The 26,948-nt window shown below is 33.4% G+C and carries 29 protein-coding genes; 18 read left to right on the top strand and 11 right to left on the bottom strand.

All coding sequences use genetic code 11. The features are described 5' to 3' along the window. The first annotated feature begins 64 nt into the window (after positions 1-64). Positions 65-1,366 (top strand): MFS transporter, encoded by a 1,302-nt coding sequence (locus AC2D8K_RS08855; protein WP_107536230.1) that lies wholly within the window; start codon positions 65-67, stop codon positions 1,364-1,366. Positions 1,367-1,418: 52 nt separating this feature from the next. Here the strand turns inward: AC2D8K_RS08855 and folE2 are convergent, their stop codons facing one another. From folE2 to AC2D8K_RS08840, 3 genes are read right to left on the bottom strand one after another with little or no spacing between them, the layout of a single operon-like run. Next, positions 1,419-2,297, bottom strand: a complete 879-nt coding sequence (folE2, locus tag AC2D8K_RS08850; protein WP_002451099.1) for a GTP cyclohydrolase FolE2 — start codon at positions 2,295-2,297, stop codon at positions 1,419-1,421. Positions 2,298-2,309: 12 nt separating this feature from the next. Continuing rightward, the gene (gene bshB2 / locus AC2D8K_RS08845) at positions 2,310-2,975 is read right to left on the bottom strand and encodes a bacillithiol biosynthesis deacetylase BshB2 (RefSeq protein WP_002451098.1); all 666 of its coding nucleotides are present in this window, start codon (positions 2,973-2,975) and stop codon (positions 2,310-2,312) included. A gap of 14 nt (positions 2,976-2,989) precedes the next feature. Beyond that, positions 2,990-3,352: a YojF family protein gene (locus AC2D8K_RS08840; RefSeq protein WP_172852425.1), complete on the bottom strand. Its 363-nt coding sequence runs from the start codon at positions 3,350-3,352 to the stop codon at positions 2,990-2,992. A 237-nt stretch (positions 3,353-3,589) separates the two neighbouring features. On the opposite strand from AC2D8K_RS08840, the gene nagB reads away from it, so the two are divergent. The 5 genes from nagB to AC2D8K_RS08815 all read left to right on the top strand — a co-directional run bounded on the left by nagB (position 3,590) and on the right by AC2D8K_RS08815 (position 8,516). Beyond that, a complete protein-coding gene (nagB, locus tag AC2D8K_RS08835) occupies positions 3,590-4,327 on the top strand; it encodes a glucosamine-6-phosphate deaminase (protein ID WP_002451096.1) in 738 nt (245 codons plus the stop codon). Positions 4,328-4,426: 99 nt separating this feature from the next. Then, complete coding sequence (gene hxlA / locus AC2D8K_RS08830; RefSeq protein WP_002449613.1) at positions 4,427-5,059, top strand: 3-hexulose-6-phosphate synthase; 633 nt, start codon at positions 4,427-4,429, stop codon at positions 5,057-5,059. Positions 5,060-5,061: 2 nt separating this feature from the next. After that, positions 5,062-5,610 (top strand): 6-phospho-3-hexuloisomerase, encoded by a 549-nt coding sequence (gene hxlB, locus AC2D8K_RS08825; RefSeq protein ID WP_172852427.1) that lies wholly within the window; start codon positions 5,062-5,064, stop codon positions 5,608-5,610. A gap of 108 nt (positions 5,611-5,718) precedes the next feature. Next, a complete protein-coding gene (locus tag AC2D8K_RS08820; protein ID WP_002451094.1) occupies positions 5,719-6,366 on the top strand; it encodes an HAD family hydrolase in 648 nt (215 codons plus the stop codon). A 737-nt stretch (positions 6,367-7,103) separates the two neighbouring features. Continuing rightward, positions 7,104-8,516 carry an MFS transporter gene (locus tag AC2D8K_RS08815; protein ID WP_002451093.1) on the top strand — a complete coding sequence of 471 codons (1,413 nt, stop codon included), beginning with the start codon at positions 7,104-7,106 and terminating at the stop codon, positions 8,514-8,516. 150 nt (positions 8,517-8,666) lie between these two features. Here the strand turns inward: AC2D8K_RS08815 and AC2D8K_RS08810 are convergent, their stop codons facing one another. From AC2D8K_RS08810 to AC2D8K_RS08790, 5 genes are all read right to left on the bottom strand, one after another. Beyond that, entirely contained in the window at positions 8,667-8,984 is a 318-nt protein-coding gene (locus AC2D8K_RS08810; RefSeq protein ID WP_037552014.1) for a staphostatin A, read from the bottom strand. Positions 8,985-9,008: 24 nt separating this feature from the next. Further along, positions 9,009-10,175, bottom strand: a complete 1,167-nt coding sequence (locus tag AC2D8K_RS08805) for a C47 family peptidase (RefSeq protein ID WP_002451091.1) — start codon at positions 10,173-10,175, stop codon at positions 9,009-9,011. A 435-nt stretch (positions 10,176-10,610) separates the two neighbouring features. Continuing rightward, positions 10,611-10,784, bottom strand: coding sequence for a C1q-binding complement inhibitor VraX (vraX, locus tag AC2D8K_RS08800; RefSeq protein WP_002451090.1), 174 nt, complete (start codon positions 10,782-10,784; stop codon positions 10,611-10,613). A gap of 209 nt (positions 10,785-10,993) precedes the next feature. Further along, positions 10,994-11,824, bottom strand: coding sequence for a bifunctional hydroxymethylpyrimidine kinase/phosphomethylpyrimidine kinase (gene thiD / locus AC2D8K_RS08795; protein ID WP_002451089.1), 831 nt, complete (start codon positions 11,822-11,824; stop codon positions 10,994-10,996). A 99-nt stretch (positions 11,825-11,923) separates the two neighbouring features. Further along, entirely contained in the window at positions 11,924-12,904 is a 981-nt protein-coding gene (locus AC2D8K_RS08790; RefSeq protein WP_484698505.1) for a choloylglycine hydrolase family protein, read from the bottom strand. A gap of 147 nt (positions 12,905-13,051) precedes the next feature. On the opposite strand from AC2D8K_RS08790, the gene AC2D8K_RS08785 reads away from it, so the two are divergent. The 4 genes from AC2D8K_RS08785 (at position 13,052) to AC2D8K_RS08770 (ending at position 16,078) form a co-directional block, all read left to right on the top strand. After that, complete coding sequence (locus tag AC2D8K_RS08785) at positions 13,052-13,720, top strand: uracil-DNA glycosylase (protein ID WP_002451087.1); 669 nt, start codon at positions 13,052-13,054, stop codon at positions 13,718-13,720. Continuing rightward, positions 13,713-14,090 carry a DUF5327 family protein gene (locus tag AC2D8K_RS08780; protein ID WP_002451086.1) on the top strand — a complete coding sequence of 126 codons (378 nt, stop codon included), beginning with the start codon at positions 13,713-13,715 and terminating at the stop codon, positions 14,088-14,090. Before AC2D8K_RS08785 ends, AC2D8K_RS08780 begins: the two co-directional genes overlap by 8 nt. A gap of 24 nt (positions 14,091-14,114) precedes the next feature. Further along, positions 14,115-14,483 carry a DUF423 domain-containing protein gene (locus AC2D8K_RS08775; RefSeq protein ID WP_100066975.1) on the top strand — a complete coding sequence of 123 codons (369 nt, stop codon included), beginning with the start codon at positions 14,115-14,117 and terminating at the stop codon, positions 14,481-14,483. A gap of 110 nt (positions 14,484-14,593) precedes the next feature. Further along, on the top strand, positions 14,594-16,078 hold the full coding sequence (locus AC2D8K_RS08770; RefSeq protein WP_484698503.1) for an APC family permease: 1,485 nt from the start codon (positions 14,594-14,596) through the stop codon (positions 16,076-16,078). Between the two features lie 69 nt (positions 16,079-16,147). On the opposite strand, the gene AC2D8K_RS08765 is transcribed toward AC2D8K_RS08770, so the two are convergent. The 3 genes from AC2D8K_RS08765 to hemQ all read right to left on the bottom strand — a co-directional run bounded on the left by AC2D8K_RS08765 (position 16,148) and on the right by hemQ (position 18,643). After that, positions 16,148-16,600, bottom strand: a complete 453-nt coding sequence (locus tag AC2D8K_RS08765; RefSeq protein ID WP_002451083.1) for a threonine/serine exporter family protein — start codon at positions 16,598-16,600, stop codon at positions 16,148-16,150. Between the two features lie 12 nt (positions 16,601-16,612). Next, positions 16,613-17,377 (bottom strand): threonine/serine exporter family protein, encoded by a 765-nt coding sequence (locus tag AC2D8K_RS08760; RefSeq protein ID WP_002451082.1) that lies wholly within the window; start codon positions 17,375-17,377, stop codon positions 16,613-16,615. Between the two features lie 516 nt (positions 17,378-17,893). Beyond that, on the bottom strand, positions 17,894-18,643 hold the full coding sequence (gene hemQ, locus AC2D8K_RS08755) for a hydrogen peroxide-dependent heme synthase (RefSeq protein ID WP_002451081.1): 750 nt from the start codon (positions 18,641-18,643) through the stop codon (positions 17,894-17,896). Between the two features lie 170 nt (positions 18,644-18,813). Between hemQ and pta the strand changes: the two genes are divergently transcribed. From pta to AC2D8K_RS08715, 8 genes are all read left to right on the top strand, one after another. Then, positions 18,814-19,803: a phosphate acetyltransferase gene (gene pta, locus AC2D8K_RS08750; RefSeq protein WP_002451080.1), complete on the top strand. Its 990-nt coding sequence runs from the start codon at positions 18,814-18,816 to the stop codon at positions 19,801-19,803. Next, entirely contained in the window at positions 19,803-20,645 is an 843-nt protein-coding gene (locus AC2D8K_RS08745; protein ID WP_002451079.1) for a lipoate--protein ligase family protein, read from the top strand. Before pta ends, AC2D8K_RS08745 begins: the two co-directional genes overlap by 1 nt. Before the next feature lie 448 nt (positions 20,646-21,093). Further along, a complete protein-coding gene (gene mvk / locus AC2D8K_RS08740) occupies positions 21,094-22,014 on the top strand; it encodes a mevalonate kinase (RefSeq protein WP_002451078.1) in 921 nt (306 codons plus the stop codon). Positions 22,015-22,018: 4 nt separating this feature from the next. Then, entirely contained in the window at positions 22,019-23,002 is a 984-nt protein-coding gene (mvaD, locus tag AC2D8K_RS08735) for a diphosphomevalonate decarboxylase (protein WP_002451077.1), read from the top strand. Positions 23,003-23,014: 12 nt separating this feature from the next. Then, positions 23,015-24,091: a phosphomevalonate kinase gene (locus tag AC2D8K_RS08730; protein ID WP_002451076.1), complete on the top strand. Its 1,077-nt coding sequence runs from the start codon at positions 23,015-23,017 to the stop codon at positions 24,089-24,091. Between the two features lie 445 nt (positions 24,092-24,536). Continuing rightward, entirely contained in the window at positions 24,537-24,878 is a 342-nt protein-coding gene (locus AC2D8K_RS08725; RefSeq protein WP_002451075.1) for a YuzB family protein, read from the top strand. Between the two features lie 187 nt (positions 24,879-25,065). Beyond that, positions 25,066-26,004 carry an aldo/keto reductase gene (locus AC2D8K_RS08720; protein WP_002451074.1) on the top strand — a complete coding sequence of 313 codons (939 nt, stop codon included), beginning with the start codon at positions 25,066-25,068 and terminating at the stop codon, positions 26,002-26,004. A 223-nt stretch (positions 26,005-26,227) separates the two neighbouring features. Then, entirely contained in the window at positions 26,228-26,776 is a 549-nt protein-coding gene (locus AC2D8K_RS08715) for a flavodoxin family protein (protein ID WP_002451073.1), read from the top strand. The last annotated feature ends 172 nt before the right edge of the window (positions 26,777-26,948 follow it).

Genomic DNA, 26,948 nt, shown 5'->3' with positions numbered 1-26,948 from the left:
GCTTCCAAATGTAACTGTGCTACACTACTAACGAGTTTAAAAGTTCATGAAGGGGTGGGAAATAATGAAGCGTTATCGCTATTTTATTATTACGATGATTGTCATTATGACAATGATTAATTATATTGATAGGGGTGCTATTTCATACGCTCAAGAGGATATTATCAAAGAATTTGGTTTTGATACGATTGCTTGGGGCTCTATTCTAGGTTATTTTGGTTATGGTTATATGTTTGGTTCGCTGTTAGGGGGTATTACAGCGGATAAAAAAGGACCGAAATTTGTATGGATTGTAGCAGGAACTGCTTGGTCATTAGTAGAAATTGCTATGGCATTTGCTGGTGAATTAGGTATTGCAGTATTTGGAGGTTCTGCTTTAGCAGGATTCGGCATGTTGCGTGTCATGTTTGGTGTGGCTGAAGGGCCTATTTTTTCTACAATTAGTAAAACCAATGCCAATTGGGCTGCGCCTAAAGAAAGAGGTTTATTATCTGCATTAGGATTAATCGGTGTACCATTAGGTGCACTCATTACAGCACCCATTGTTTCAGGTTTTTTAACAATTTCTAATTGGCGTTTACTATTTATCTTGCTAGGGATATTAGGCCTGATTTGGGTAGTTGTTTGGTCTATGGTATTTACAGATTACCCTGAAGATAATAAAAGAATTTCTGAAGAAGAATTACAATCTATTCGATCTACTGAGGATAGTTTAAATGTCGAAAAGACAGTTGATACAGAACAATCTAAAGAAAAATGGTATCATTTTTTTACAAGTACTACGTTAATTTGTAACATGTTAGGTTATTTTGGTTTCCAATATGTAAATTTTTTAATTTTAACTTGGACGCCTAAATATTTACAGGATGAATATCATTTTGAAATCCATTCATTATGGTATTTAGGTATGATCCCATGGATTGGGGCAGTCTTTACAGCATACTTCGGTGGTCAATTATCAGATTGGCTTAGAAAAAAGACAGGAAGTCTACGAATTGCGAGATCTGGACTTTCAATAGCAGGTATGATTTGCGCTGCTACATGCTTTTTGATTATTCCGTTTACACATAGTATCGTAGCGGTCATGATTTTAATGATGATTGGAAACGCATTCATTTTCTTACCTAATGCCGTATATTGGGCTGTAATCATTGATACAACTCCTAACAATACAGGCACATACGGTGGTATTACACATTTCTTTGTTAATACTGCAACAGTCATTGCGCCAACATTAACAGGCTATTTAGTAGCATCTTATGGCTACTCCTCAATGTTTGTATCTGCAGTGGTTGCATCATTAATTAGTATCATTGCAATGTGCTTTGTTAGACCAGGTGAAAAGAAAATGCATATGACAAAATAAAAAATGCAGTACTTCCAAAATTGATATATTTGGAAGTACTGCATTTCTTTTATTATTTTCTATATTTTAAACGTGCAAAAGCATCATGTTGATGTATGGATTCTTCGTTACGACATTCAATATCAAAGCCTTCTATCCAATCAAATTCAACTAAATCAGCTGCTATCAATCGGATTAAGTCTTCAACAAAACGTGGATTTTCATAAGCACGTTCCGTGACACGTTTTTCGTCAGGTCGTTTTAAAATTGGATAAAGTACGGAGCTTGCATTTGCTTCCATTGCATCTAAAATTTTATCTTTATAATCATCAATGACAATGTCATCTTTATTTAAATACGTTTTCACTGTAACGATACCACGTTGATTATGTGCTGAGTATTCACTAATTTCTTTTGAACATGGACATAATGTCGTAACGGCGGCTTGAATCGTTAATTCTTTGCGCGTTACTTTTGTACCTTCAATTGCTAAACCATAAGTGACATCAGCATTTCCAATGGCTTTAATTTGGGTTACCGGACTAAAGCGGTCAAAGAACCATTTGCCACTAACATCCACACCTGCTGCGTTTTGGTTCATCTTTTCTTGTAATGTTCTTAATACTTGATAGAGCGTATTAAATTCTAATTCAATACCATTATTATAATGCTTTTCAACACTTTCTAAGATACGGCTCATATTAATACCTTTTTCATCTTTATTTAAACTTGTTGAAAAGCTAAATGTACCTGCTGTTTGAAATTGATCAATCAATACAGGATAGGTTAAATTTTTAATACCTACTTCTTCTATTTCAAATAAGAAGTTTTTGTGTGTGCTTTGTAGATCAGTCATTTCATTTTTGGTAGTTGGTTTCGTACCTTCGATAGGGTCAACAGAACCAAAATGTTTCCATCGGCCTTCTCGTGTAGATAAATCAAATTCTGTCATTGTTAACCTCCATTAAGATTCGAAATGATATGTCCAAAATGGTTCGATTTCTAAAAAGCTATGAACTTGTCCATCTACTTGTGGACTTGCTAATTCTTTTAAGAAAGGGCCAGTTTGTGATGCATGTGCTTCAAAAGCTTTGATTTTAATGTCTTTATATTTAGAAATATCGTTTTGGATGTCTGGCTCGCCTAAAATATCTGGCGCATCATTACTGAATGCAACTAAAGTCAACCTTGGACGCTCATTTTTAGGCATGCGTCCAACAGTTCTTACTACAGCTTCGCCAGTTGCTTCGTGATCAGGGTGAACAGCGAATTTAGGATAGAATGAAATAATTAATGAAGGATTCGTTTCATCAATTAATTTTTTAATCATGTCATCCATTTGATCATGGGGTTCAAATTCTACTGTTTTATCTCGTAATCCCATTTTGCGTAAATCTGTAATACCAATCGCTTTAGCAGCCTCTTCTAATTCTTTTTCACGATAATCCGGTAATGATTCTCTTGTGGCAAATGGGGGGTTACCTAAATTTCTGCCCATTTGACCGAGTGTTAAACAAGCATAGGTTACAGGAATGCCTGCTTCAATATAGCTTGCAATGGTTCCCGCAGATGAGAAGGTTTCATCATCTGGATGAGGGAATATCACGAGTACATGTCTTTCATCAGTCATGATTTTGACCTCCTCTATATAGTAAATGGCTTTTCGCTAATTTCTAATGTAGCAGCCAATTGCCCTTCATAATTAAATCCTGCTATGAGACATTCGTTATCTTGGTTGACTTCGTAATGTGTTAGTCCCTGAACATAAACCCAACCGCCATCGCGAAGTTTTAAACCGATACGGTATGGATCTTTATCTCCGCCTTTTAGTTGTGCGTGTTCATAAGTCACTTGTATATTTCTTAAAAAAGTACCTGCATTAAATACACGTTCATCAAAATGGTTAGCATATGCACCATTTGTCGTCTCAACATGTAGGTAAACGGGTTTATTTTCATAAGAGGTGAGTAATTTCATCACTTCTTCATATTTGATAGGTTCCAACACGTTCACTCCTTACACCATTCAATGTGTTTATCAGTCTATTTTACTAAAAACAACGCAATAAATGTACATCTCTGCTCAATTTCTTTTATGAAATTTAAAATTATTCATATATATCAGTGTTTTAAAGTTGGCATATCACTTTAGTACTAAAAAAATGTTGTATCGTGTTATAATCCAAATGTAATTAAGGGGTTTGTTTTTATGTTGGTTGATAGCAAATTTTTGAGGTGATTAATTATGAAAATTATTAATTTAGGTTCTAAAGAATTAGCATCATTTTATGTTGCCTGTGAGTTATTTAAACAAATGGACTATAGCCCAGATAGTAAATTAGGATTAGCTACAGGAGGTACTATGACAGATGTTTATCAGAGTCTAGTTACACTATTAAAGAAAAATCAAATAGATGTCTCACAAGTGACTACGTTCAATTTAGATGAATATGTCGGTTTAGAACCTGAGCATGAACAAAGTTATCATTATTATATGGATGACATATTATTTAATCAATATCCATATTTTAATCGCCAACGGATTCATATCCCTAATGGAGACGTAGTTGATTTTGAACAAGAAGCAAGACGCTATAATCAATTAATTGAATCAGAAGGACCGATCGATATTCAATTGTTAGGTATTGGTGAAAATGGACATATCGGATTTAATGAGCCAGGAACATCATTGGAAAGTGAAACGCATGTAGTGGATTTAACTGAAAGTACAATTAAAGCAAATAGTAGATACTTTAACGATGAGTCTGAAGTACCTAAGCAAGCAATATCAATGGGCCTTCAGTCAATTATTAAAGCTAAAAGAATCATTTTATTAGCGTTTGGAGAGAAAAAGAAACAAGCAATAAATGACTTATTGAATCAACCGGTAAGCAAAGATATCCCGTCTACAATTTTAAAGACACATCCAAATGTAGAAATCTATGTAGATGACGCGGCTGCACCAGACTTAAAGAATAGCTAAGCTATTTTGAAAAATATATTTCGTTTAAAATAAAAGTGTACAGGGTAATTCATTCAATGAGATAGATAAATACAGATAAATTTGAAAGGATGAATTATAGTGGAATTACAATTAGCTATTGATTTATTAAATAAAGAAGAAGCAGCAGAATTAGCGAAAAAAGTAGAAGAATATGTTGATATTGTAGAAATTGGTACACCAATTGTGATTAACGAAGGTTTACCTGCCGTTCAACATTTAAATGAAAATATAAGCAATGCTAAAGTATTAGCAGACTTAAAAATCATGGATGCAGCAGACTATGAAGTAAGCCAAGCTGTTAAATTCGGCGCTGATGTTGTAACAATTTTAGGTGTAGCTGAAGATGCATCAATTAAAGCAGCAGTTGAAGAAGCACATAAAAATGACAAACAATTATTAGTAGATATGATTGCTGTTCAAGATTTAGAAAAACGTGCGAAAGAATTAGATGAAATGGGTGCTGACTATATTGCAGTGCACACTGGTTATGATTTACAAGCTGAAGGACAATCTCCATTAGATAGCTTACGTAAAGTTAAATCAGTAATTAAAAATTCTAAAGTCGCAGTTGCTGGTGGTATTAAACCAGATACAATTAAAGAAATTGTTGCAGAAGAACCTGACTTAGTAATTGTTGGTGGCGGTATCGCAAATGCTGATGACCCTGTTGAAGCAGCTAAACAATGTCGTGATGCTATTGAAGGTAAATAATGATGGCAACTTTTAATCATTATCAATTAATTTTAGATGAGCTAAAGGGCACTTTATCTCATGTTAAAGATGAAGAATTTGATGGATTTGCATCAGAAGTAACTGAAGCATCACGTATATTTGTTGCAGGTAAGGGGCGTTCTGGATTCGTTGCAAATAGTTTTGCAATGAGACTCAATCAATTAGGCAAGCAAGCATTTGTTATTGGCGAATCAACAACACCATCAATTCAAAAAGGTGATTTATTTATTGTGATTTCTGGTTCAGGCTCAACAGAACATCTTCGCTTATTAGCAGATAAAGCGAAATCAGTTGAAGCAGAAGTGGTATTACTAACAACTAAACTAGATTCTGCAATTGGTGAAATTGCAGACACAGTAGTTGAATTACCCGCAGGTACAAAACATGATGCCACTGGATCTGATCAACCTTTAGGTAGTTTGTTTGAACAATCATCACAAATCTTTTTAGATAGTGTAGTCATTGGATTAATGACACAATTTGACGTAGATGAAACGACAATGCAAAATAATCATGCAAATTTAGAATAAATCATATAAAGTAACTCTCATGAAATGGGAGTTGCTTTTTTTATAGAAAAAATTATTGAAATTACTATATAATGAAAATATGTTATATGTACTTTAGAGGTGATCATCATGAATTTTGACAACTATATTTTTGACTTTGATGGAACGTTAGCGAATTCTAAGCAGTGCTCTATTGAAGCAACTAAAGAAGCTTTTGCGCAATTTGGATTATCTGAACCAAGTGATGCAGATATTGTACATTATATGGTGATTCCTATTGAAAAGTCATTTATAGAAATGAGTGACCGTTTTTTAACAGAAGATGCATTAAATCAATTGTTACAATTATTTAGAGAACAATACCGTCAATTAGAAACAACATATTTATGTTCGGTAATCGGTATATCTGAAACATTAGAACAATTATTGAGAAAAAAGAAGCAGGTGTTTGTGGTTTCTAGTAAAAAAACAGAGGTATTGTTGAGAAATTTAGACCATTTAGGCCTTGGTAGATTTATTAAAGAAGCTATTGGTTCTGATAAAGTAACACGTTATAAACCAGATCCAGATGGTATCAACTATATTATTCAGAATCATCATCTTAATCCGGCACGCAGTATATACATTGGCGACGCTATACATGATATTCAAATGGCTAAAGCAGCTGGTATTAAGTCTTGTGGTGTAACTTGGGGTGCTTTTGACGCAAAGGCATTATTAAGAGAAAATCCAGATTATATTTTAAATGAAGCGGATGAAATCAATACCATACTATAAATAGATTATCTTAATGCCAGTGAAGTGTTATTACTTTGCTGGCATTTAGAATGTTAAATGTAAGTTTGAAGTTATTAAAGAAATACAAAAGGGGCAATATTTATTTTGCTTCTACATAAACTAAATCATTATTTTAAAATTATAGAATTAATATACCTAAAATAATAAATTTGTTACATAGATTATTTGAAAAGCGATTTTACGGGAAATTTTGAGAAAAAGAGAGGCAAAAAACGTCAAATTTTAGCAATGATTCCAAATTAATAAAAATAACTGAAGATGTATATATATTTAAAATAGTATTTTTGTCCAATTGATTATGAAAATGAAGCTATGGTGAAATCAAGAAACATTATTATGAAATGACACCGATATCAAATTAAAAGAAATTTTAGTTTGATAAAGTGAATGGTGGCGCTATTTAGTGAAGATAGTACAAGTTTGTTGCCTTAAAACCATTGATATCATTAATGATTGACAAATATGTTTATTTTAAACGGTTTGGATCAAAAAAGAGAGGGTAAAACTATCTATATTTAAAAATAGATAAAAAAATAATCATTTCAAATTATTATTCGTATAACACTTAGTTAATCGTGTCGGGTTCAAATGTTAAATAAAATATTCTGCAAATTGAATAAACTTGTATTTTTGAAAAGAATTAATTTTGAATTAATTTGACATTGATATTTAACTGAGTATAATTATGTAACATATAAAAGGGAGTGTTTAAATTCATGGATTTCGAAAAAGAAAATATTAACATGGTCAACGCTCAAAAAGCGAAAAAAACCGTTGTTGCAACCGGTATTGGTAATGCCATGGAATGGTTTGACTTTGGTGTTTATGCTTATACGACTGCATACATAGGAGCGAATTTCTTTTCTCCAGTGCAAAACCCTCAAATACAACAAATCTTTACATTTGCTGCACTAGCTATAGCGTTTTTACTTAGACCTATTGGTGGAATAGTATTTGGTATTATTGGAGATAAATATGGACGTAAAGTTGTATTAACAACGACTATTATTTTAATGGCCCTTTCAACACTAACAATCGGGTTATTACCGAATTACGATACGATTGGTATATGGGCGCCTATCCTCTTACTATTGGCGCGTATATTGCAAGGTTTCTCAACTGGTGGGGAATATGCAGGTGCCATGACTTATGTGGCTGAATCGTCTCCAGATAAAAAACGTAACAGTTTAGGTAGCGGGCTTGAAATTGGTACATTATCAGGTTACATTGCAGCGTCAATTATGATTGCGTTATTAAGTTTCTTCTTAACACATGATCAAATGCAATCATGGGGTTGGAGAATTCCATTTATTTTAGGATTATTCTTAGGATTATTTGGGTTATACTTACGTCGTAAATTGGAAGAATCACCAGTTTATGAAAATGATGTAGCAACAACACCGAAACGTGATACAATCGGTTTCTTCGGTATTATTCGCTATTATTATAAAGATATCTTAGTTTGCTTTGTTGCGGTAGTATTCTTCAATGTTACAAACTATATGGTGACTGCATATTTACCAACATACTTAGGGCAAGTAGCGAAAGTAGACGAAACAACGACAAGTGTGATTATTACTTGTGTGATGGCTATTATGATTCCTTTAGCATTAGGATTTGGTAAAATGGCTGATAGAATTGGAGAGAAAAAAGTATTCTTAATCGGTACAGGTGGACTTACATTATTAAGTATTGTTGCATTTTCATTGTTAGCAACTAAATCTTTACCGTTTATTATTATTGGTGTACTTATCTTAGGTTTCTTCTTATCAACGTATGAAGCAACAATGCCTGGATCGTTACCAACAATTTTCTATACACATATTAGATATCGTACGTTATCAATCACATTCAACATCTCAGTATCAATTTTTGGTGGTACAACACCATTAGTTGCGTCATGGTTAGTTGAATCTACTGGTAATGTATTAGCGCCAGCGTACTATTTAACAGCAATTAGTGTGATTGGTTTCTTAGTCATTTTATTACTTCATGTCACTACAGCTGGTAAGTCACTTAAAGGGTCTTATCCAAACGTAGATAATGAAGAAGATAGAGCATATTATGAAGCACACCCTAAGGAAGCATTATGGTGGGTTAAAGAAAGACAAGATAAAGAAAACTTTTAATTTAATATGATGATTTTAGTTACTTATTGTTAGATACATTCTAAAGTGAAACAGAGTAAGTAATAGTCATTAAAGAAAGGCTAAAAGGTGAAATGTGTATTTCATCTTTTAGCCTTTTTATATTGCTATGAAAGAGTTACCTTCTATTGCCTATCTTTCAAATATAATCTTAGGTGAAGCGCCAATAGCATTGATATTAATTAAATTGAAAATGATTTTATTTGGATTGATGATGCATATTTCAATCACTATAGATAAAGTGGATTTTTCAGTTAATACAATCGTCCGTTGATTAGTATCTAATTTGGTACAGTAATAACTTGGTTGCATTGTTTCATTAAATACGAATTTAAGAGGTGTTGTGTCAAAATTTTTAGGAAACCAATTACCCTCTAAAACCTTAAGGAATGAACTATTTGGAGAGTAGGGATTTACATCTATAATATTGATTATTTCGAATTGAGTCATATAGTCCCTCTATCTTTCACATTATTAGTAACCATAAATGGAAGCATTCCATCTAAAATGAGTACCATCAGACACAGGTATCACATTACTGTCAGCTGATTGCGTAGTTAAACCATTATCCCATGGATTCCATATTAGAATAACACGTTGGTTATTATTTAATACAGCATTACCAGCAACAGCCATAGCATGACCAGCATGAATACCGTTTCTAGGTTCTACACTAGAACTGATTAAAGCAATACCTTTATTTTGTTTAGTTAATCTATCTACTTCATCAAACTGAGGCATTCTATTTAAGTAATTGACATTTCTACCTTGAGATTGACCATATCTCATCATTTCTTGAGGGGTTAACCCTGTGAATTGGAAGGCTTGGCCACTTAGATTTGGATGTAATGCTCTCATAATCATTTCAGCATTATAATGACCAGTGTTATAAGTAGCATTTAATAAAAATGCCATAGTATAACCTGCACACCATCCATTTTGGCCTTGAGTTTCTCTAATTTGCATATTTTTAAGGGTATTAACATATTGAGGTTGTTGATTAATAGCTGTTTGATATTTAGTAATTGGTTTTGCAATATGGCTTGTTTGGTTAAATTCATTACTATATCTTACGGCTGATTCTTTAGTAAGATTTTTATCTGATTTGGCATATTGTCGAGGTGTTTTTAAAACTAAGTGAGGTGCTTTATCTTCACCCATTATAAAGTAACCTTTTTTACTAGTGAAGATAGTGACCTTTTGATTTTTATAGTTATTTAATGCTTTTGAAATGAAAGGGGAAACATTAATTGAATATTTTGCTTTATTAGAAGGATTAGGAGAAATTGTAACGATATATTTTACATCGCCACTTTTATTAAGGACGGGATAATAGAAGTTGCCATCACTTTGTTTATTGAGTTTGTAAATTTTGAATGGCTCACCCAATGTATAAGCACTTTTTGAAGTGTGAGATGCTTGATCTAGCAAACTGACATGTGATAGGAAATTTTTCTTTGCTAAACGGTCAACATCTTTAGGAACATCCTTATTTTCTACTTTAACTTGAGTACTATTGGATTGTGTGGTTTCTTGATTTACGTTTGAGTTTGCATGTGCTTGATTGAGAAAACTAAAGATACTCAATCCCATTAAAAACAGTAGTACCAAGGTTATGGCATTGCGACATTTGGTTATCATATAAACACTCCTTTTCTATTAATTTAAAGGTAACTCTTTCATAAATTAATATAACATTATATTTTATACTTAAATCATAAAAATCTAAAGTGATATAAGTTTATGCAAATTCGTTAATAAAATTAATAAAACTATAGAATGCTTTGCTTGACTCTTGTGTTTTTATGCTTATATGTAAATTGGATTCAATAAGAAAAGCACTATTGTTAGAATAGCTCAAAGTTTCTCTCTGAGCGCCAAAGGGGACAACTTTGGCTAACAATAGTGCTTTTGATCAATATTAAGATGAGTATTTTAGGGGTGATGGCATTTAAAGTATGCATTGGTTAGGGGACAAGCAACTTTAAAATCATCATTTTGGGCAGCTATACAATATGGAATGATTAATGTTCAATAGCAAATAATGTATCTCTTTTTTGATGTTGAAAATAACACTCATGTTTGACTGAATTGCATAGTGTCTATGTCATTTTCTAGTAGAGAGAGCAAGCGATAGATATCATTGTCATTTAAAGTTTCATCAAATTTAACTGTTATTGTCTTGAACTTTTTCGTGATGATTTCATACATAGGGACACCATTTTGTATATCTTGTTTATGAATAATCATGTTGTCTTGCCTCCTTTGTCTCTCTACACTTTATATAATCTCTCTCTTTTTAATAAAAAACATGAGGCTCTAGTATCAACTTTGTATCAGTCAAACATTGGAGGCAAGACTACGACTTTATGCGTAGTCCATTTTCATAATTTATAGAGACATAAAAAGCCCAAAAAGAACGTTAATGTTCTTTTTGAGCTTGAAAGTACCATTATGGTTTACACTTCAGTGACTTGTACGTCGATTTGTTCAACACGACGATTGGCACCGTGATCAACGGGTCCTACAAAATCGTTCATTTTCCAACCGTTTTTAATAGCTGAAGCAACGAAAGCTTTGGCTGCTATGACAGCTTCTTTTGGAGATTTACCGTTTGCAAGATAAGCTGTGGTAGCTGCTGCAAATGTACAACCTGCACCGTGATTGTAACTTTGTTGGAACATATCCGTTGTTAATTGATAGAATGATTGGCCATCGTAGTATAAATCATATGATTTATCTTGGTCTAGTGCTTTACCACCTTTAATAATGACATGTTTAGCCCCTTTATCAAAAATGATTTGAGCTGCTTTTTTCATGTCTTCGATAGAAGTAAGTTTACCTAGGCCAGATAATTGTCCAGCTTCAAATAGGTTAGGTGTCACGACCGTTGCTTTAGGTAATAAATATTGAATCATTGCGTCAGTATTTCCCGGGTTAAGTACTTCATCTTCCCCTTTACATACCATTACAGGATCAACAACGAAGTAGTCTGCACCAGATTGTTCATATACTTCACCAGCACGTTTGATAATTTCTTCAGTACCTAACATGCCTGTTTTTATAGCATCTGGACCAATTGAAATTGCAGTTTCAAGTTGTTTTTCAAATACATCCATAGGTAATGGTGTTACATCGTGAGACCATGTTGCTTTATCCATTGTAACGATAGCTGTTAAAGCGACCATACCATAGACATCTAACTCTTGAAATGTTTTTAAATCTGCTTGCATACCAGCACCTGCACTAGTATCTGAACCAGCTATTGTTAATACTTTTTTTAATGCCATTTGTATTCACTCCCAATGTTTTCTAATACATGTACCATCATATCACGATTCAAGTATGAGAAAAATAAAATTGTGCTATGGTAGGCTTGGTTAATTGTTTTAATTCAATTGTGTAATGGTCAACTGATGATTAACATCTATAAAAGTCATATCTTTTTTAGTAAGTAATTGTTCGTTTAATTGTATTTTAAATATTTGATTCGTGAAATAGGGTTTGATGTAGTACGCACGGTCTTTACTATCCATTACTAGTTGGTATTGTGTATAATGCGTTTCTCCTGCATCGACCACTGCACCTTGAGGAATACTCACTGCGTCTAACACTTTAAAGCAATTCATTAAATTTACGCTTTCATCGTGTGATTGAGGCAAATGATGTCTTAAATAAGTTGTTCTAACAAAGCGCTCAGTAGATGTATAGCCGCCTGGTAAACCGTTAGTGCCTGCCTCACAACCCATAGAACGCACAAGAACTTTACCAACTAGTTGATTAGTTGACTTTTCAGGTGATAAAAATGCATAATTCCTTAAATTTTCAATATGCCATTCTAATTTCGGGGCATTGGTTAGTACCTTTACATGATTATCTTTAACGATAAGTAGACCATTATGTGGTTCAACTGAAACGGTATGTCCTTCACGGTCAGTGATAATAAAATGAAGTGGAGGTACAATATTTAGTGTTTCGTTTTTTTCATTCATAATATTAACTTTTTTAACTTTATGTTTTAAGTCTTGAATACTTTTAGTGAAACCTAGAACCCAAATAATAAATTCTTCAGGAGCCATATTGAAATAGCCATATCTCTTATGTTTACTGTAGGAAGCTTCACCGGTGAAATAATGATTCGAAATTGCTACACCACATTCATTAATACCATCCCCGAATCGATAGCGGCCTACCTTTAAATTTGTTCCTACAAAGCCATAGGTCAGTTTCATTGAAGGCTCTAAATCAAATTGATACTCAAAGTTTCTAGGTACTGCAGTTGGTACTCCGTTAAATTCAAATGCAAAGTCCATCGTTCTAGCTAAATAATGATGTTGTTGTTGTGTGAAAAATGAAAATCCTGTACACATATACGTCGCTCCAAACTTAAGTCATCTTAATATGCACTATATACAAAACGAATACATTTGTAAACTTTTCTATTTATACAGTTTACATTAATGAGACAATATAATTTATAGAGATAGTTGTGTTAAAATACCATTGAGGTGAATAGGATGGAATGGTCTGAAGTATTTCACAATATAACGACAAAACATGATTTTAAAGCTATGCATGACTTTCTTGAAAAGGAATATACAACACAAGTCGTATATCCAGATAGAGAAAATATCTATCAAGCTTTTGATTTAACACCATTTGAAAATATTAAGGTCGTGATATTAGGACAAGATCCTTATCATGGTCCTAATCAAGCACATGGTTTAGCTTTTTCAGTTCAACCAAATGCGAAATTTCCGCCTTCATTAAGAAATATGTACCAAGAATTAGAAGACGATATAGGATGTCGACGTCAGTCACCTCATTTACAAGATTGGGCAAGAGAAGGTGTCTTACTTTTGAATACGGTTTTAACAGTAAGACAAGGTGAAGCACATTCTCATAAAGACATTGGATGGGAAATATTTACAGATGAAGTGATTCGCACAATTTCAGAAGAGCGAGAAGACGTCGTCTTTATTTTATGGGGAAAACCGGCCCAACAAAAAATAAAGTTAATAGATACGTCTAAACATTTTATTATAAAATCACCACATCCAAGTCCTTTATCGGCCTATAGAGGTTTCTTCGGCTCAAAACCTTATTCTAAAGCAAACGCATATTTAGAATCTAAAGGGCAAACACCTATTCAATGGTGTGAAAGAGAGGATACAACACATGGATAAAGACAAAATTATTCAATTAATTGAGCGTGAATTAGTTCAAGCTGATGAATCATCATCACAACATGAATTTGAGAAACATATGTATGCCATACACACCATTACATCTCTGTACACAACATCATCTACGCAAAGCTTACAACATAATGATTTTACACACACAGATATTGATACACAGAATAAGTTGATGAAGACAACAAATCAGCAAAAGTCATATGATCATGTGACACCAGAAGAAATTCAAGCAATGGGTGGAAAGGTGACGCATACAAATCATTCAAATAAAGAACAATCATCCTCAACGTTATCTAATTCTAATTTAATGACAACAGATGATGAAATTGGAAACGGTGAATCGATATTTGATTTTTAATAATAAAGGAGAACGTAAATTATGATGAAATTATTTATTATTTTAGGGGCCTTAAATACAATGATGGCAGTAGGTACTGGCGCATTTGGGGCACACGGTTTAGAAGGTAAACTATCGGACAAATACATGTCTGTTTGGGAAAAGGCAACAACGTATCAAATGTATCATGGCTTAGCATTACTTATCATCGGTGTCATTAGTGGTACAACACCTATTAATGTGAATTGGGCAGGTTGGCTCATCTTCTTCGGTATTGTATTCTTTAGTGGATCATTATATGTTTTAGCGTTAACTCAAATTCGTATTTTAGGTGCCATTACGCCAATTGGAGGCGTTTTATTCATCGTTGGTTGGTTAATGCTTATTATTGCTACATTTAAATTCTCAGCATAATGTATGGTAATTTTACGAATTACATGTAAATTTGATAACAATAATTTAATAATTAAGTTACATGACTCACCTTTTCGGGTATATGAATATCTCGAGGTGAGTTTTTAATTATGGAAAATGACAAAAATAAACAGGTAGATAGAGGCGACCTCAAACAAAACTTATCAGAGAAGTTTGTTTGGGCGATTGCATATGGTTCGTGTATTGGTTGGGGCGCATTTATTCTTCCAGGTGACTGGATAGGACAATCAGGTCCCATTGCAGCATCCATCGGTATAGTGATCGGTGCCTTGCTTATGATTTTAATTGCAGTAAGTTATGGTGCCTTAGTAGAAAAATTCCCTGTATCAGGTGGGGCGTTTGCATTTAGTTTTTTAAGTTTCGGTAGATATGTGAGTTTCTTTTCTTCATGGTTCTTAACCTTTGGGTATGTCTGTGTCGTAGCTTTAAATGCTACCGCATTTAGTCTATTGATTAAATTCTTATTACCTAATGTATTGAATAATGGGAAATTATACACTGTTGCAGGTTGGGACGTCTACATAACAGAAATTATTATTGCGACAATATTGTTGCTTGTATTTATGTTTGTAGCTATTAGAGGTGCAAGCGTATCTGGCTCGTTACAATATTATTTCTGTGTAGCGATGGTTGTTGTAGTATTACTGATGTTCTTTGGTTCGTTCTTTGGTAATAATTTTGCTTTAGATAATTTACAACCTTTGGCTAATCCAGAACAAGGTTGGTTTATCTCAATTATTACGATTGTATCGATTGCGCCATGGGCTTATGTAGGATTTGATAATATTCCGCAGACAGCTGAAGAATTTAACTTTGCGCCTAATAAGACATTTAAATTAATCGTCTATAGTTTACTTGCAGCATCAATGACTTATGTAGTGATGTTGTTATATACAGGATGGTTAAGTACAAATCAGAAAAGTTTAAATGGACAACTATGGTTAACAGGTGCTGAAACGCAATCAGCATTTGGTTATGTTGGATTAGCCGTTTTAGCCATTGCCATTATGATGGGCATCTTTACTGGATTAAATGGTTTCTTAATGAGTGCCAGTAGACTGCTTTTCTCAATGGGACGCTCAGGCATTATGCCAAGCGTATTCAGTCGTATTCACAGTAAATACAAAACACCTTATGTGGCAATTATTTTCTTAGTAGGTGTATCATTAATTGCGCCATGGTTAGGACGTACAGCGTTAACATGGATAGTTGATATGTCATCAACAGGTGTTTCTGTTGCGTACTTTGTAACCTGTTTATCAGCTACTAAATTATTTAGTTATAATAAACAAAGTAATACGTATGCACCTATTTATAAAACATTCGGTATCATCGGTTCAGTCGTATCATTTATCTTCTTATGTTTATTATTGATTCCTGGTACACCGGCTTCATTATCATTACCATCATACATTGCATTAGGTATATGGTTAGTATTAGGATTAGTCTTCTTTGCGATTCGCTATCCTAAACTTAAAAAAATGGACAATGATGAATTAAGTAGATTAATTTTAAATAGAAGTGAAGACGAAGTAGAAAGTATGGTCGAAGAACCAGCAAATCATAAATCATAAAAAATAGTCATGGTGAGTGAAGAGAGAATCTCTTTATACTCACCATGACTTTTTTATTTATATTATGACTTATAATTTCTTTCTTGTTCTATCGAAGCCAGAGATAATAATTTTTGAGATTTGATCTGCAAAAAGTAAGCCCAGGGCTATTGCGCCTGCGATTAATGTCACCTCTAACATCGTATTGATGGCTTTATTGAAATGTAAAAGGACTAAGCTTTTAGTAGCATAATAGGCAAGTCCTCCAGGTACTAATGGAATGATTCCAGTAACCATAAAGATAATTGCTGGTTCTTTCTTATATCGTGCCATATAGTGGCTTAATAAGCCTAACGCAAGACTGCCAAAGAAACTAGAATATATGGTGTGTACTTGTAAACCATTATAAAAGAGAATATATATCATCCATCCACACGCACCTACAACACCACAAGAAAGATATAATTTTCTAGGAGCATCAAATATCACGCAGAAGAACAGCGATGCTAAAAAACTAAATATAAAATTTAATATCCAAAACATATAACAGCTCTCCTAGACTAAAATTAAAATTGAACTAACACCAGCACCTATACCAAAGGCAGTGACAAGTGCTTCTAATGATTTAGTGGTAAACATTAGCATATGACCACCAAATAAATCTTGAATGGCATTTGTGATTAATACTCCAGGTACAATAGGCATGACTGAAGCAATAATAATTGTTGCGAGATCGCCATGAGGTATGAGGGTATGACCGGCAACAGCTATAATGGCTATGACGACGGAACCAATAAATTCAGGAATGAATTGTGCATGTAGTTTTCTATCTAGAATTTCAACGACTAGATAACCTAGACTTCCTGCAAGTAAGGCAGTCAAAATGTCTATAAGTGAACCACCTTGCAAATATAAAAAGCTAATAGCGATCATTGCTGCTGCAAATCCCTTGAAGGGGAGACTACTATCTCGTTTAGCAACATATATTTTCTCTAATTTTTCTTTAGCTTCTTCTAATGTGATAGCACCTTTAGTGATCAAACGAGAAATTTCATTTGCTTGAGAAATCTTAATTAAATTCGTATCTCGCGCATTAATTCTGAACATGCGAGGTGTTGATTCGTTGTGTAAATGGAATTGAATTACTGTATTTGTAACAAAGCTATTGCTCTCTTGATAGCCTAATTTTTTGGCGATGCGATTCATTGTATCTTCGACTCTTGTACCTTCAGCACCAGATTCTAGTAAAATGCGCGCTGCCAACATGACAACATCTTTAATAAGACGCTCATGATCGTTTTCATTCACTACTTTTGTCATCTAATCACCAATTTTTAAAAATTTTGAAGTTAGATTTATTATAGAGGATGTATTGAGAAAAAACCATTATATAAAGTTAAAGGTGTCTTAATAAAAGGCGAAATGAAGTAAAGACTGCAAAAGTAAGAAGACGCATTATGGTTGTTTGGATATATAATGTAGAATGGTTTTATATTGAACATTATTTGATAATTTTTAGAAAATGTAGGTTTTGTAGGTTCAATTGTCAACTTATATAAACTTATTACATCTTTTATATAAATAAACACTAAAGTTATGTTTCAAATATTTCAAAATGGTTAAAATAACATTAGTTAACTATTACAGAATATATTGGGTAGCGACAATATATTTTTTGTAGTTAACTTATACGTAGTAGTGATTAAAGTTCTCCCAAGGATACTACTCGTCAGAAGTACACTTTGCATGCAAAGTGTACTTTTTTATGCCATTAAAAAACGATGAATCCCTATTTAATAAGGATTCATCATAAGGATTCATCGACATCGCTTATATTTAAAATTTAAAAAATTGAGTAAAGTCTTCTGATTTTAAGATATGGCCAACATAGAAACTGCCAAATTCTCCGTAACGTGCAGTTGTTTCATCAAAACGCATTTCATAAACAATCTTTTTGAATTGTAGAATGTCATCAGAGAATAATGTGACACCCCATTCAAAATCGTCAAAACCTACAGAACCTGTGATGAATTGTTTGATTTTACCGGCATATTTACGGCCAATCATACCATGGTTATACATCAATGATTTTCTTTCTTCCATAGGTAACATGTACCAGTTATATGTTTCATTTCTACGTTTATCCATTGGATAGAAACAAATATATTCTGCATGAGGTAGTTCAGGGTATAATCTAGCTTTTACATGAGGATTTTCATAAGGGTCCTCATCAGATTTACCTGCTAAATAATTACTTAATTCGACAACAGATACATATGAGTATGTTGGAATAAAGAAATCTGCAATACGTAGCTTATTAAGCTCGTTTTCAATTGAATTGAGTTCTTTCATTTCAGGTCGTAAAAACCATAATAATAAATCTGCTTTTTGACCAGTAATATTATAAACTGCTTGATCGCCAGTACGTGTTGTTCTTGCTTCCGCTTTACTGTTCACGAAATTTTCAAATTCAGTAATCATAGTTTCACGTTCTTCTTCTGGTACTAATCTAAATGTTGCCCAATCAATTGCGTAAAATAAATGTAAACTGTACCAACCGTCTAGTGTTTCGGCTGCTTCACTCATGTTTATCGCTCCTTTAAAACTATATGTTCAATTCATACTAAATTTTATCATAAACAAATAGCTAACTACTAAGTAAATGATTACAAAAGAGTGAAATGGCATTCTATTTTAAAATGACGTATAATTAGTTTTGTAAACGTTATTATGAAATGAAATTCAAGGAGGACATTATGGCTAATCTATTAAACGTATTAGAAGACAAATTAGCAGGGAAAAATGTAAATATTGTATTACCTGAAGGGGAAGACGAACGTGTGTTAACTGCAGCAACGCAATTACAAGTGACTGACTATGTAACACCAATCGTTTTAGGTAATAAAGATAAGATTCAATCATTAGCAAAAGACAAAGGTTTAGACCTTGCCAATATAGAAGTCATCGATCCTTCAACAAGTGAATTGAAATCAGAATTGGTAGACGCATTTGTTGAACGTCGTAACGGTAAAGCGACAAAAGAACAAGCTGAAGAATTATTAGATAATGTTAATTACTTTGGAACTATGCTTGTATACACTGGTAAAGCAGCAGGATTAGTAAGTGGTGCAGCACATTCTACTGGAGATACAGTACGTCCAGCACTACAAGTCATTAAAACTAAACCAGGTGTTTCTAAAACATCAGGGATCTTCTTTATGATGAAAGGTGAAGAACAATATATCTTTGGTGATTGTGCAATTAATCCAGAATTGGATGCACAAGGATTAGCTGAAATTGCAGTAGAAAGTGCCAAATCTGCTCAAAGTTTCGGTATGGAACCAAAAGTTGCTATGTTAAGCTTTTCAACTAAAGGTTCTGCTAAATCAGACGATGTGACTAAAGTTCAAGATGCATTGAAATTAGCACAAGATAAAGTAGCTGAAGAACAATTAGATTATGTTGTCATTGATGGTGAATTCCAATTTGATGCCGCAATTGTACCAAGTGTAGCTGAGAAAAAAGCACCAGGTGCAAAAATTCAAGGAGATGCAAATGTGTTCATTTTCCCTAGTTTAGAAGCGGGTAATATTGGCTACAAGATTGCACAAAGATTAGGTGGCTATGACGCTGTTGGTCCGGTTCTTCAAGGACTTAATTCTCCTGTAAATGATTTATCACGTGGATGCTCTATCGAAGATGTCTATAATTTATCAATTATTACTGCTGCACAGTCATTACAATAATGGATTTAGGTAACAAATATTTTAATGGTATTGAATGGCGATATGTAGATCATTCTAGTGGCTTAGAACCTATGCAATCATTTGCTTTTGATGATACGTTTTGCGAAAGTGTAGGCAAAGATATGTCACCTAATGTAGTGAGAACATGGGTTCACCAACATACAGTGATTTTAGGCATTCATGATTCACGTTTACCGTTTTTAAAGGATGGTATTGCCTTTTTAACAGATAAAATAGGATATAATGCAATAGTACGTAATTCGGGAGGTCTAGGGGTTGTCTTAGACCAAGGTGTGCTCAATATTTCATTGATGTTCAAAGGACAGACAGAGACAACAATAGATGAGGCATTTACAGTCATGTACTTACTTATTGCTAAAATGTTTGAAGATGAAGATGTAGACATCGATACACATGAAATTGAACGTTCATACTGTCCTGGTAAATTTGATTTGAGTATTGATGGTAAGAAATTTGCCGGTATTTCACAACGACGTGTGCGTGGTGGAATCGCTGTACAGGTATATCTATGTGTCGAAGGATCTGGTTCTGAGCGTGCATTAATGATGAAAGAATTTTATGAGCATGCACTTAAAGGTGAAGCAACTAAATTCACTTATCCTGACATTGAACCCAATTGTATGGCTTCACTTGAGACGCTATTAAACCGAAAAATTTCAGTTCAAGATGTCATGTTTTTACTATTGTATGCTATCAAAGATTTAGGTGGACGTTTAAATATGGATCCTATCACTGATGAAGAATGGCAACGCTATGAGGGTTATTTCGATAAGATGATTGATCGTAATGCGAAAATGATTACAAAAATGAACGAAAAGTAGTATAAATTAGATATTAAAGACAACAAAATAGTAATGACCGTCTTATTCAGACATCTTTTGTCATCATAACTATGCACTTGAGACTGGTTGCATAGTCCTAGTTTGTGATGCATTTTGAATAAGGCGGTTTTTTACGCATTCATCTCTCACGAAAGCCAAATTTTATGTATTAAACTTGCCTTATTATATATAAATCTGTGTATTCCAAGAAATATTTGTAGTATTATAGTTGAGGTGGAAAAATTTAAGAATAAATAGCAAACTGTTTATATATTATTCGAAAAATGTTTACAAAATCTTATTTAAAGGTAAATATATGCAAGATTTTGAACAAAAATTATAAAATCATGTGTTTGCTATTAATGATAAACTTAATAGTACAAATAAAAGCACGGGCATTAATAATACGAAACAGATTAGTGAAGGTATATTAAAAGGTGATAATAACATGACAAAAAAAGGATACGGGGAGTCTACCGGTAAAATTATTTTGATAGGTGAACACGCAGTAACTTTTGGTCAACCTGCTATAGCTATTCCATTTAATTCCGGTAAGATTAAGGTTTTAATTGAAAGTCTTGAAAAAGGAAATTATTCAGCGATTGAAAGTGATGTTTATGATGGGCTATTGTATGATGCACCAGAGCATTTAAAGTCTATGGTAACGCGCTTTATAGATAATACAGGTGTAGAAGAGCCATTATTAGTTAAAATACAAACGAATTTGCCGCCTTCTAGAGGCTTAGGCTCAAGTGCTGCTATAGCAGTAGCATTTACTAGGGCCAGTTATGATTTCTTAGGCAAGCCGTTAAGTGACGCAGAATTAATTGAAGAGGCCAATTGGGCTGAGAAAATTGCACATGGTAAACCAAGTGGTATTGATACACAAACCATTGTCTCTAGCAAACCTGTTTGGTTCCAAAAAGGACATGCAGAAACGTTGAAAACACTACAATTAAATGGTTATATGGTTGTCATTGATACAGGTGTAAAAGGTTCTACAAAACAAGCAGTTGAAGACGTTCACCAATTATGTGAATCACCAGAATATATGAGTCATATAGAACATATCGGGGATTTAGTGTATCAAGCAAGCCAAGCAATAGAACATCACGATTTTAATCAGATTGCCCGTATTTTTAATGAATGCCAGCAAGATTTAAGAAATTTAACAGTAAGCCATGATAAAATAGAAGAGTTGTTAGAAATCGGTAAAGCACATGGTGCCATTGCAGGTAAATTAACTGGTGGCGGCCGAGGTGGTAGTATGTTATTACTTACTGAAGATTTAAAAACAGCTAAAAACATTGTAGCTGCAGTTGAAAAGGCTGGAGCAGCACATACATGGATTGAGAATTTAGGAGGTTAACCCATTGGCAAAGAGTGGTAAAGCACGCGCACATACAAATATCGCATTGATTAAATATTGGGGTAAAGCTGATGAAAAATTGATCATACCTATGAATAATAGTTTATCAGTATCATTAGATAAGTTTTATACGGAAACGAAAGTCACATTTGATAGTGATTACCCTGCTGATCAATTGATTTTAAATGGTAAAGAAGCCAATGAGAAAGAAACTAAAAAGATTCAATCATATATGGATATAGTTAGAGAGATTGCTAATACAGACTTGCATACACGAATTGATAGTCAAAACTTTGTACCAACAGCAGCTGGATTAGCATCATCTGCGAGTGCTTATGCAGCATTAGCAGCGGCATGTAATGAAGCGTTACAACTTGAGTTATCAGATAAAGATTTATCGCGTTTAGCACGCCGTGGTTCTGGCTCAGCTTCACGTAGTATTTTTGGTGGATTTGCAGAATGGGAAAAAGGCCATGATGATGAAACATCATATGCACACCCTATAGATGCAGATCATTGGGAAGATGAACTTTCAATGATATTTGTGGTCATTAATAATCAATCGAAAAAAGTATCAAGTCGATCTGGGATGTCATTGACACGTGATACGTCACGTTTTTATCAATATTGGTTAGATCATGTCGATGAAGACATTAAAGAGGCTAAACAAGCAATTGAAGCTAAAGACTTTAAACAACTAGGTGAAGTCATAGAAGCCAATGGTCTACGTATGCATGCAACGAATTTAGGTTCTCAACCACCGTTTACATATTTGGTTCAAGAAAGTTACGATGCGATGGCTATTGTACATGAATGTCGTAAGATGGGAGTGCCTTGTTATTTCACTATGGATGCAGGGCCTAATGTAAAAGTCCTTGTCGAAAAGAAAAATAAACAATTAGTTATCGACCAATTTTTAAAACATTTTGAAGCATCACAAATTATTGCGAGTGATATTATCGCTACAGGCGTTGAAATAATTAAGTAAGGAAATGATAGAATGATTCAGGTCAAAGCACCCGGTAAACTTTATATAGCTGGTGAATATGCAGTTACAGAACCAGGGTATAAGTCTGTCTTAATTGCACTAAACCGCTTTGTTACAGCTACTATTGAACCTTCTACACAAGTTGAAGGTACGATACACTCAAAGACATTACATCATGAACCGGTCACTTTTTATAGAGATGAGGATAGTATTGTCATTTCTGACCCTCAAGCTGCCAAACAACTAAATTATGTTGTTACAGCAATAGAGGTATTTGAGCAATATGCCAAAAGTTGTGAGATTCCGTTAAAACACTTTCATTTAACGATAGACAGTAACTTAGATGATGCGAATGGTAATAAATATGGACTTGGATCGAGTGCAGCAGTGCTAGTTTCAGTAGTTAAAGTATTGAATGAATTTTATGGACTAGAATTATCCAATCTTTATATTTATAAATTAGCTGTTATTTCAAATATGAAATTACAAAGTTTAAGTTCTTGTGGCGATATTGCAGTAAGTGTTTATAGTGGTTGGCTAGCGTATAGTACGTTTGATCATGATTGGGTGAAACAACAAATCGAAACAACATCGGTCAATACAGTATTAGAGAAGAACTGGCCTGGTCTACATATCGAGCCATTGCAAGCACCAGAAAATATGGAAGTTCTGATCGGTTGGACTGGATCACCTGCATCCTCACCGCATTTAGTAAGCGAAGTTAAACGACTAAAAGCGGACCCGGCTTTTTATGGTGAGTTCTTAGATCATTCTCATCAATGTGTTGAATATTTAATTCATGCATTTAAGACTAACAATATTAAAGGCGTCCAAAAAATGATTCGTCAAAATCGCGCCATCATTCGTAAGATGGATGACCAAGCATCAGTTGATATTGAAACGGATAAATTAAAATCATTATGTGATATTGCTGAAAAGCATGGTGGCGCTGCTAAAACATCAGGTGCAGGTGGTGGCGATTGCGGTATCACTATTATTCATCAACATGTAGATAAACAAAAGATTTACGATGAATGGATAGAGAATGATATCAAACCATTACAATTTAAAATCTATCACGGACAATAATGAAACAATCTTTACAATGATAATTAATGATCATCTATCTCATCTTTTAGATGGTCATTGAGTTTTTCATTTAAAAAGGTTGTTTTTTTATGTTCTAAAAGCGTGTTGGAAAAAATGACCTTGAATTTTTAAATAAAAAGAGTAAAATAATTAGAGTTGATAATTAATAGAAACGAGCGGAACAGAAGTAATGAAGAACCACTTTTCGATTATTATGTAGTGGTTCAAACGCATTAACCTTAGCTCATTTATTCTTAATAAGAATCATAGATATTATGAATATGCGTAAGAAATACTAAGGTTTTAAAGAAAAGAATGGCTTTAAAAGCTACTATTGGTAAATATGATTATATACTGGGACATTTATTCATGTTCCAGACAATTAACATGAACGTTAAAAAGTAGATTGGAAATAAAACAAATGAGCAGAAAGGTGGGAAGCAATATGAAGAATAAGTTTTTAATTTGTGATGAATGTCAGGCTGTAAATATTAAAACATTAAAAAAGAAATTAGAAAAACTTGATCCCGATGCAGAGATAGAAATTGGTTGTCAGTCATATTGTGGTCCTGGTAGACGAAAAACCTTTGCATTTGTGAATAATCGTCCACTTGCTGCTTTGACTGAAGAAGAATTAATGGAAAAGGTTACGAAACAACTTAAAAAACCTAGAGATCCTGAAGAAGAAGAGCGACTAAGAAAGCGAAATGAAGAACGTAAACGTCGTAAAGAAGAACAAGATCGTAAATTAAAAGAAAAGCTAGCTAAGAAAAAAGCAGTTAAATAATATATGATGAATGAAGAGGTCGGGACAAAATCCTGCTTTTGGGACACTGTTAAAGCGTTTCAAATGCACAAAACTTTTGTCAGTCCTCTTTTTTTGTTAATAATAAAGTAGCGATTTCCTTATGAATGATTAGATTTAAATTAGGGTAAATATTAAATATATAATCACTGAAGGAGAGATGTCTATTATGGCTAAAGAAGTCACTTTAGGTAAATCAGATGTTAAAGTTTTCCCTATTGCATTAGGTACAAATGCAGTTGGTGGACACAACTTATATCCAAATTTAGATGAGGAACAAGGAAAAGAAGTTGTAAGAAAAGCAATAGATCATGGTATTACTTTACTTGATACAGCCTATATATACGGTCCAGAGCGTTCTGAAGAATTAGTTGGAGAAGTAGTCAAAGAATATCCAAGAGAACAGGTTAAAATTGCTACAAAAGGATCTCATTATTTCGATGAAGATGATAATGTACAACAAAATAATGACCCTGAATTTATTAAACAACAAGTTGAAAACAGTTTGAAACGTCTACAAACTGACTATATAGACTTGTATTATATTCATTTCCCAGATGATAATACGCCAAAAGACAAAGCTGTCGCTGCTTTACAAGAGCTAAAAGAAGAAGGGAAAATCAAAGCAATTGGTGTATCTAACTTTACATTAGACCAATTGAAAGAGGCTAATAAAGATGGCTATGTAGATGTTGTGCAGTTAGAATATAATTTATTGCATAGAGAAAATGAAGAAGTGATGCAATATGCAGCAGAAAATCAAATTACATTTGTACCATACTTCCCATTAGCATCTGGTATTCTTGCAGGTAAATATGATGAAGATACAACATTTGATGATCACCGTGCGACAAGAAGAGACTTTAAACCAGAAGTGTTTAAAGATAACGTGCGTCGTGTCAATCAACTTAAAGATATCGCCGAAGCGCATCAAACTTCTATTGCTAATATCGTTTTAGCATTTTACTTAACTCGTCCTGCATTAGACGTTGTTATCCCTGGAGCTAAACGTGCAGAACAAGTGATAGAAAATATTGATGCAGCTAATGTCGAATTATCTCAAGATGAAATTAATCAAATTGATTCATTATTCCCGATTAATAAATAATATTGAAAGTGATGAAATCATTTGAGTCACTAACTTTTTTTAGAATATGCCCGTAAAGGAACTAGTACATAGTTTTTTACGGGTATTTTTTTAATGGAAAAATTATCTTTGGATAATAACAATATTTTGCTCAATACATACATAAAACTTTTATAAACGGGTAAGGAAAGATATTGAATAAATGAAAGCGTTTCAAACTGAAATGATATAGGAGGAATAATGAATGATTACGGTATTATTTGGTGGTAGTCGTCCAGAAGGCAATACTGCACAACTCACAAAATATGCGCTAGAAAATGTTGAACACCAGTGGTTAGATCTTACTAAATATCAATTGAATCCAGTAAGAGATGTGCGTCATGATAATAAAAATATTGAGACATATTCTGATGACTACGAACAACTCATACAAACTGTATTAGATAGTGATGTCGTTATCTTTGCGTCACCGGTTTATTGGTACAGTGTATCAGCTTCAATGAAAGCTTTTATTGATCATTGGTCTGAATCGATGGTAGATCCAAGATATTCAGATTTTAAAGAAGTGATGTCTAAAAAAGAATTTAGATTAATTTTAGTGGGTGGCGATTGTCCGAAAGTTAAAGCCAAGCCATGTATTGCTCAAATGAAATATACATTAGAATTTATTGGTGGCGAATTAGCAGGCTATATTGTTGGCACGGCCGAAAGACCTGGAGACATTATGAAAGACACCTACGCTTTAGAAAGAGCTAAAGAATGGAATAACAAATTTAGTCAAAGCAATTCTTAAGATTGTTTAAATAGGTAATGACTTAATACACCCCCTTTACTATAACTTAATGTATCGGGGGTCTTAATATTTTATGAGTCGTTTCAACAGTAGAGGCATCATTAAAAAAACGATTTATAAAAATGATAGATGTTTTCATAAATACTTTTAAAAAATATATAAGTACAAAACG

Source organism: Staphylococcus sp. 510, from assembly GCF_057219715.1.
Note: the sequence above shows the minus strand (reverse complement) of the source record. Positions and strands in the feature narration are given on the sequence as shown.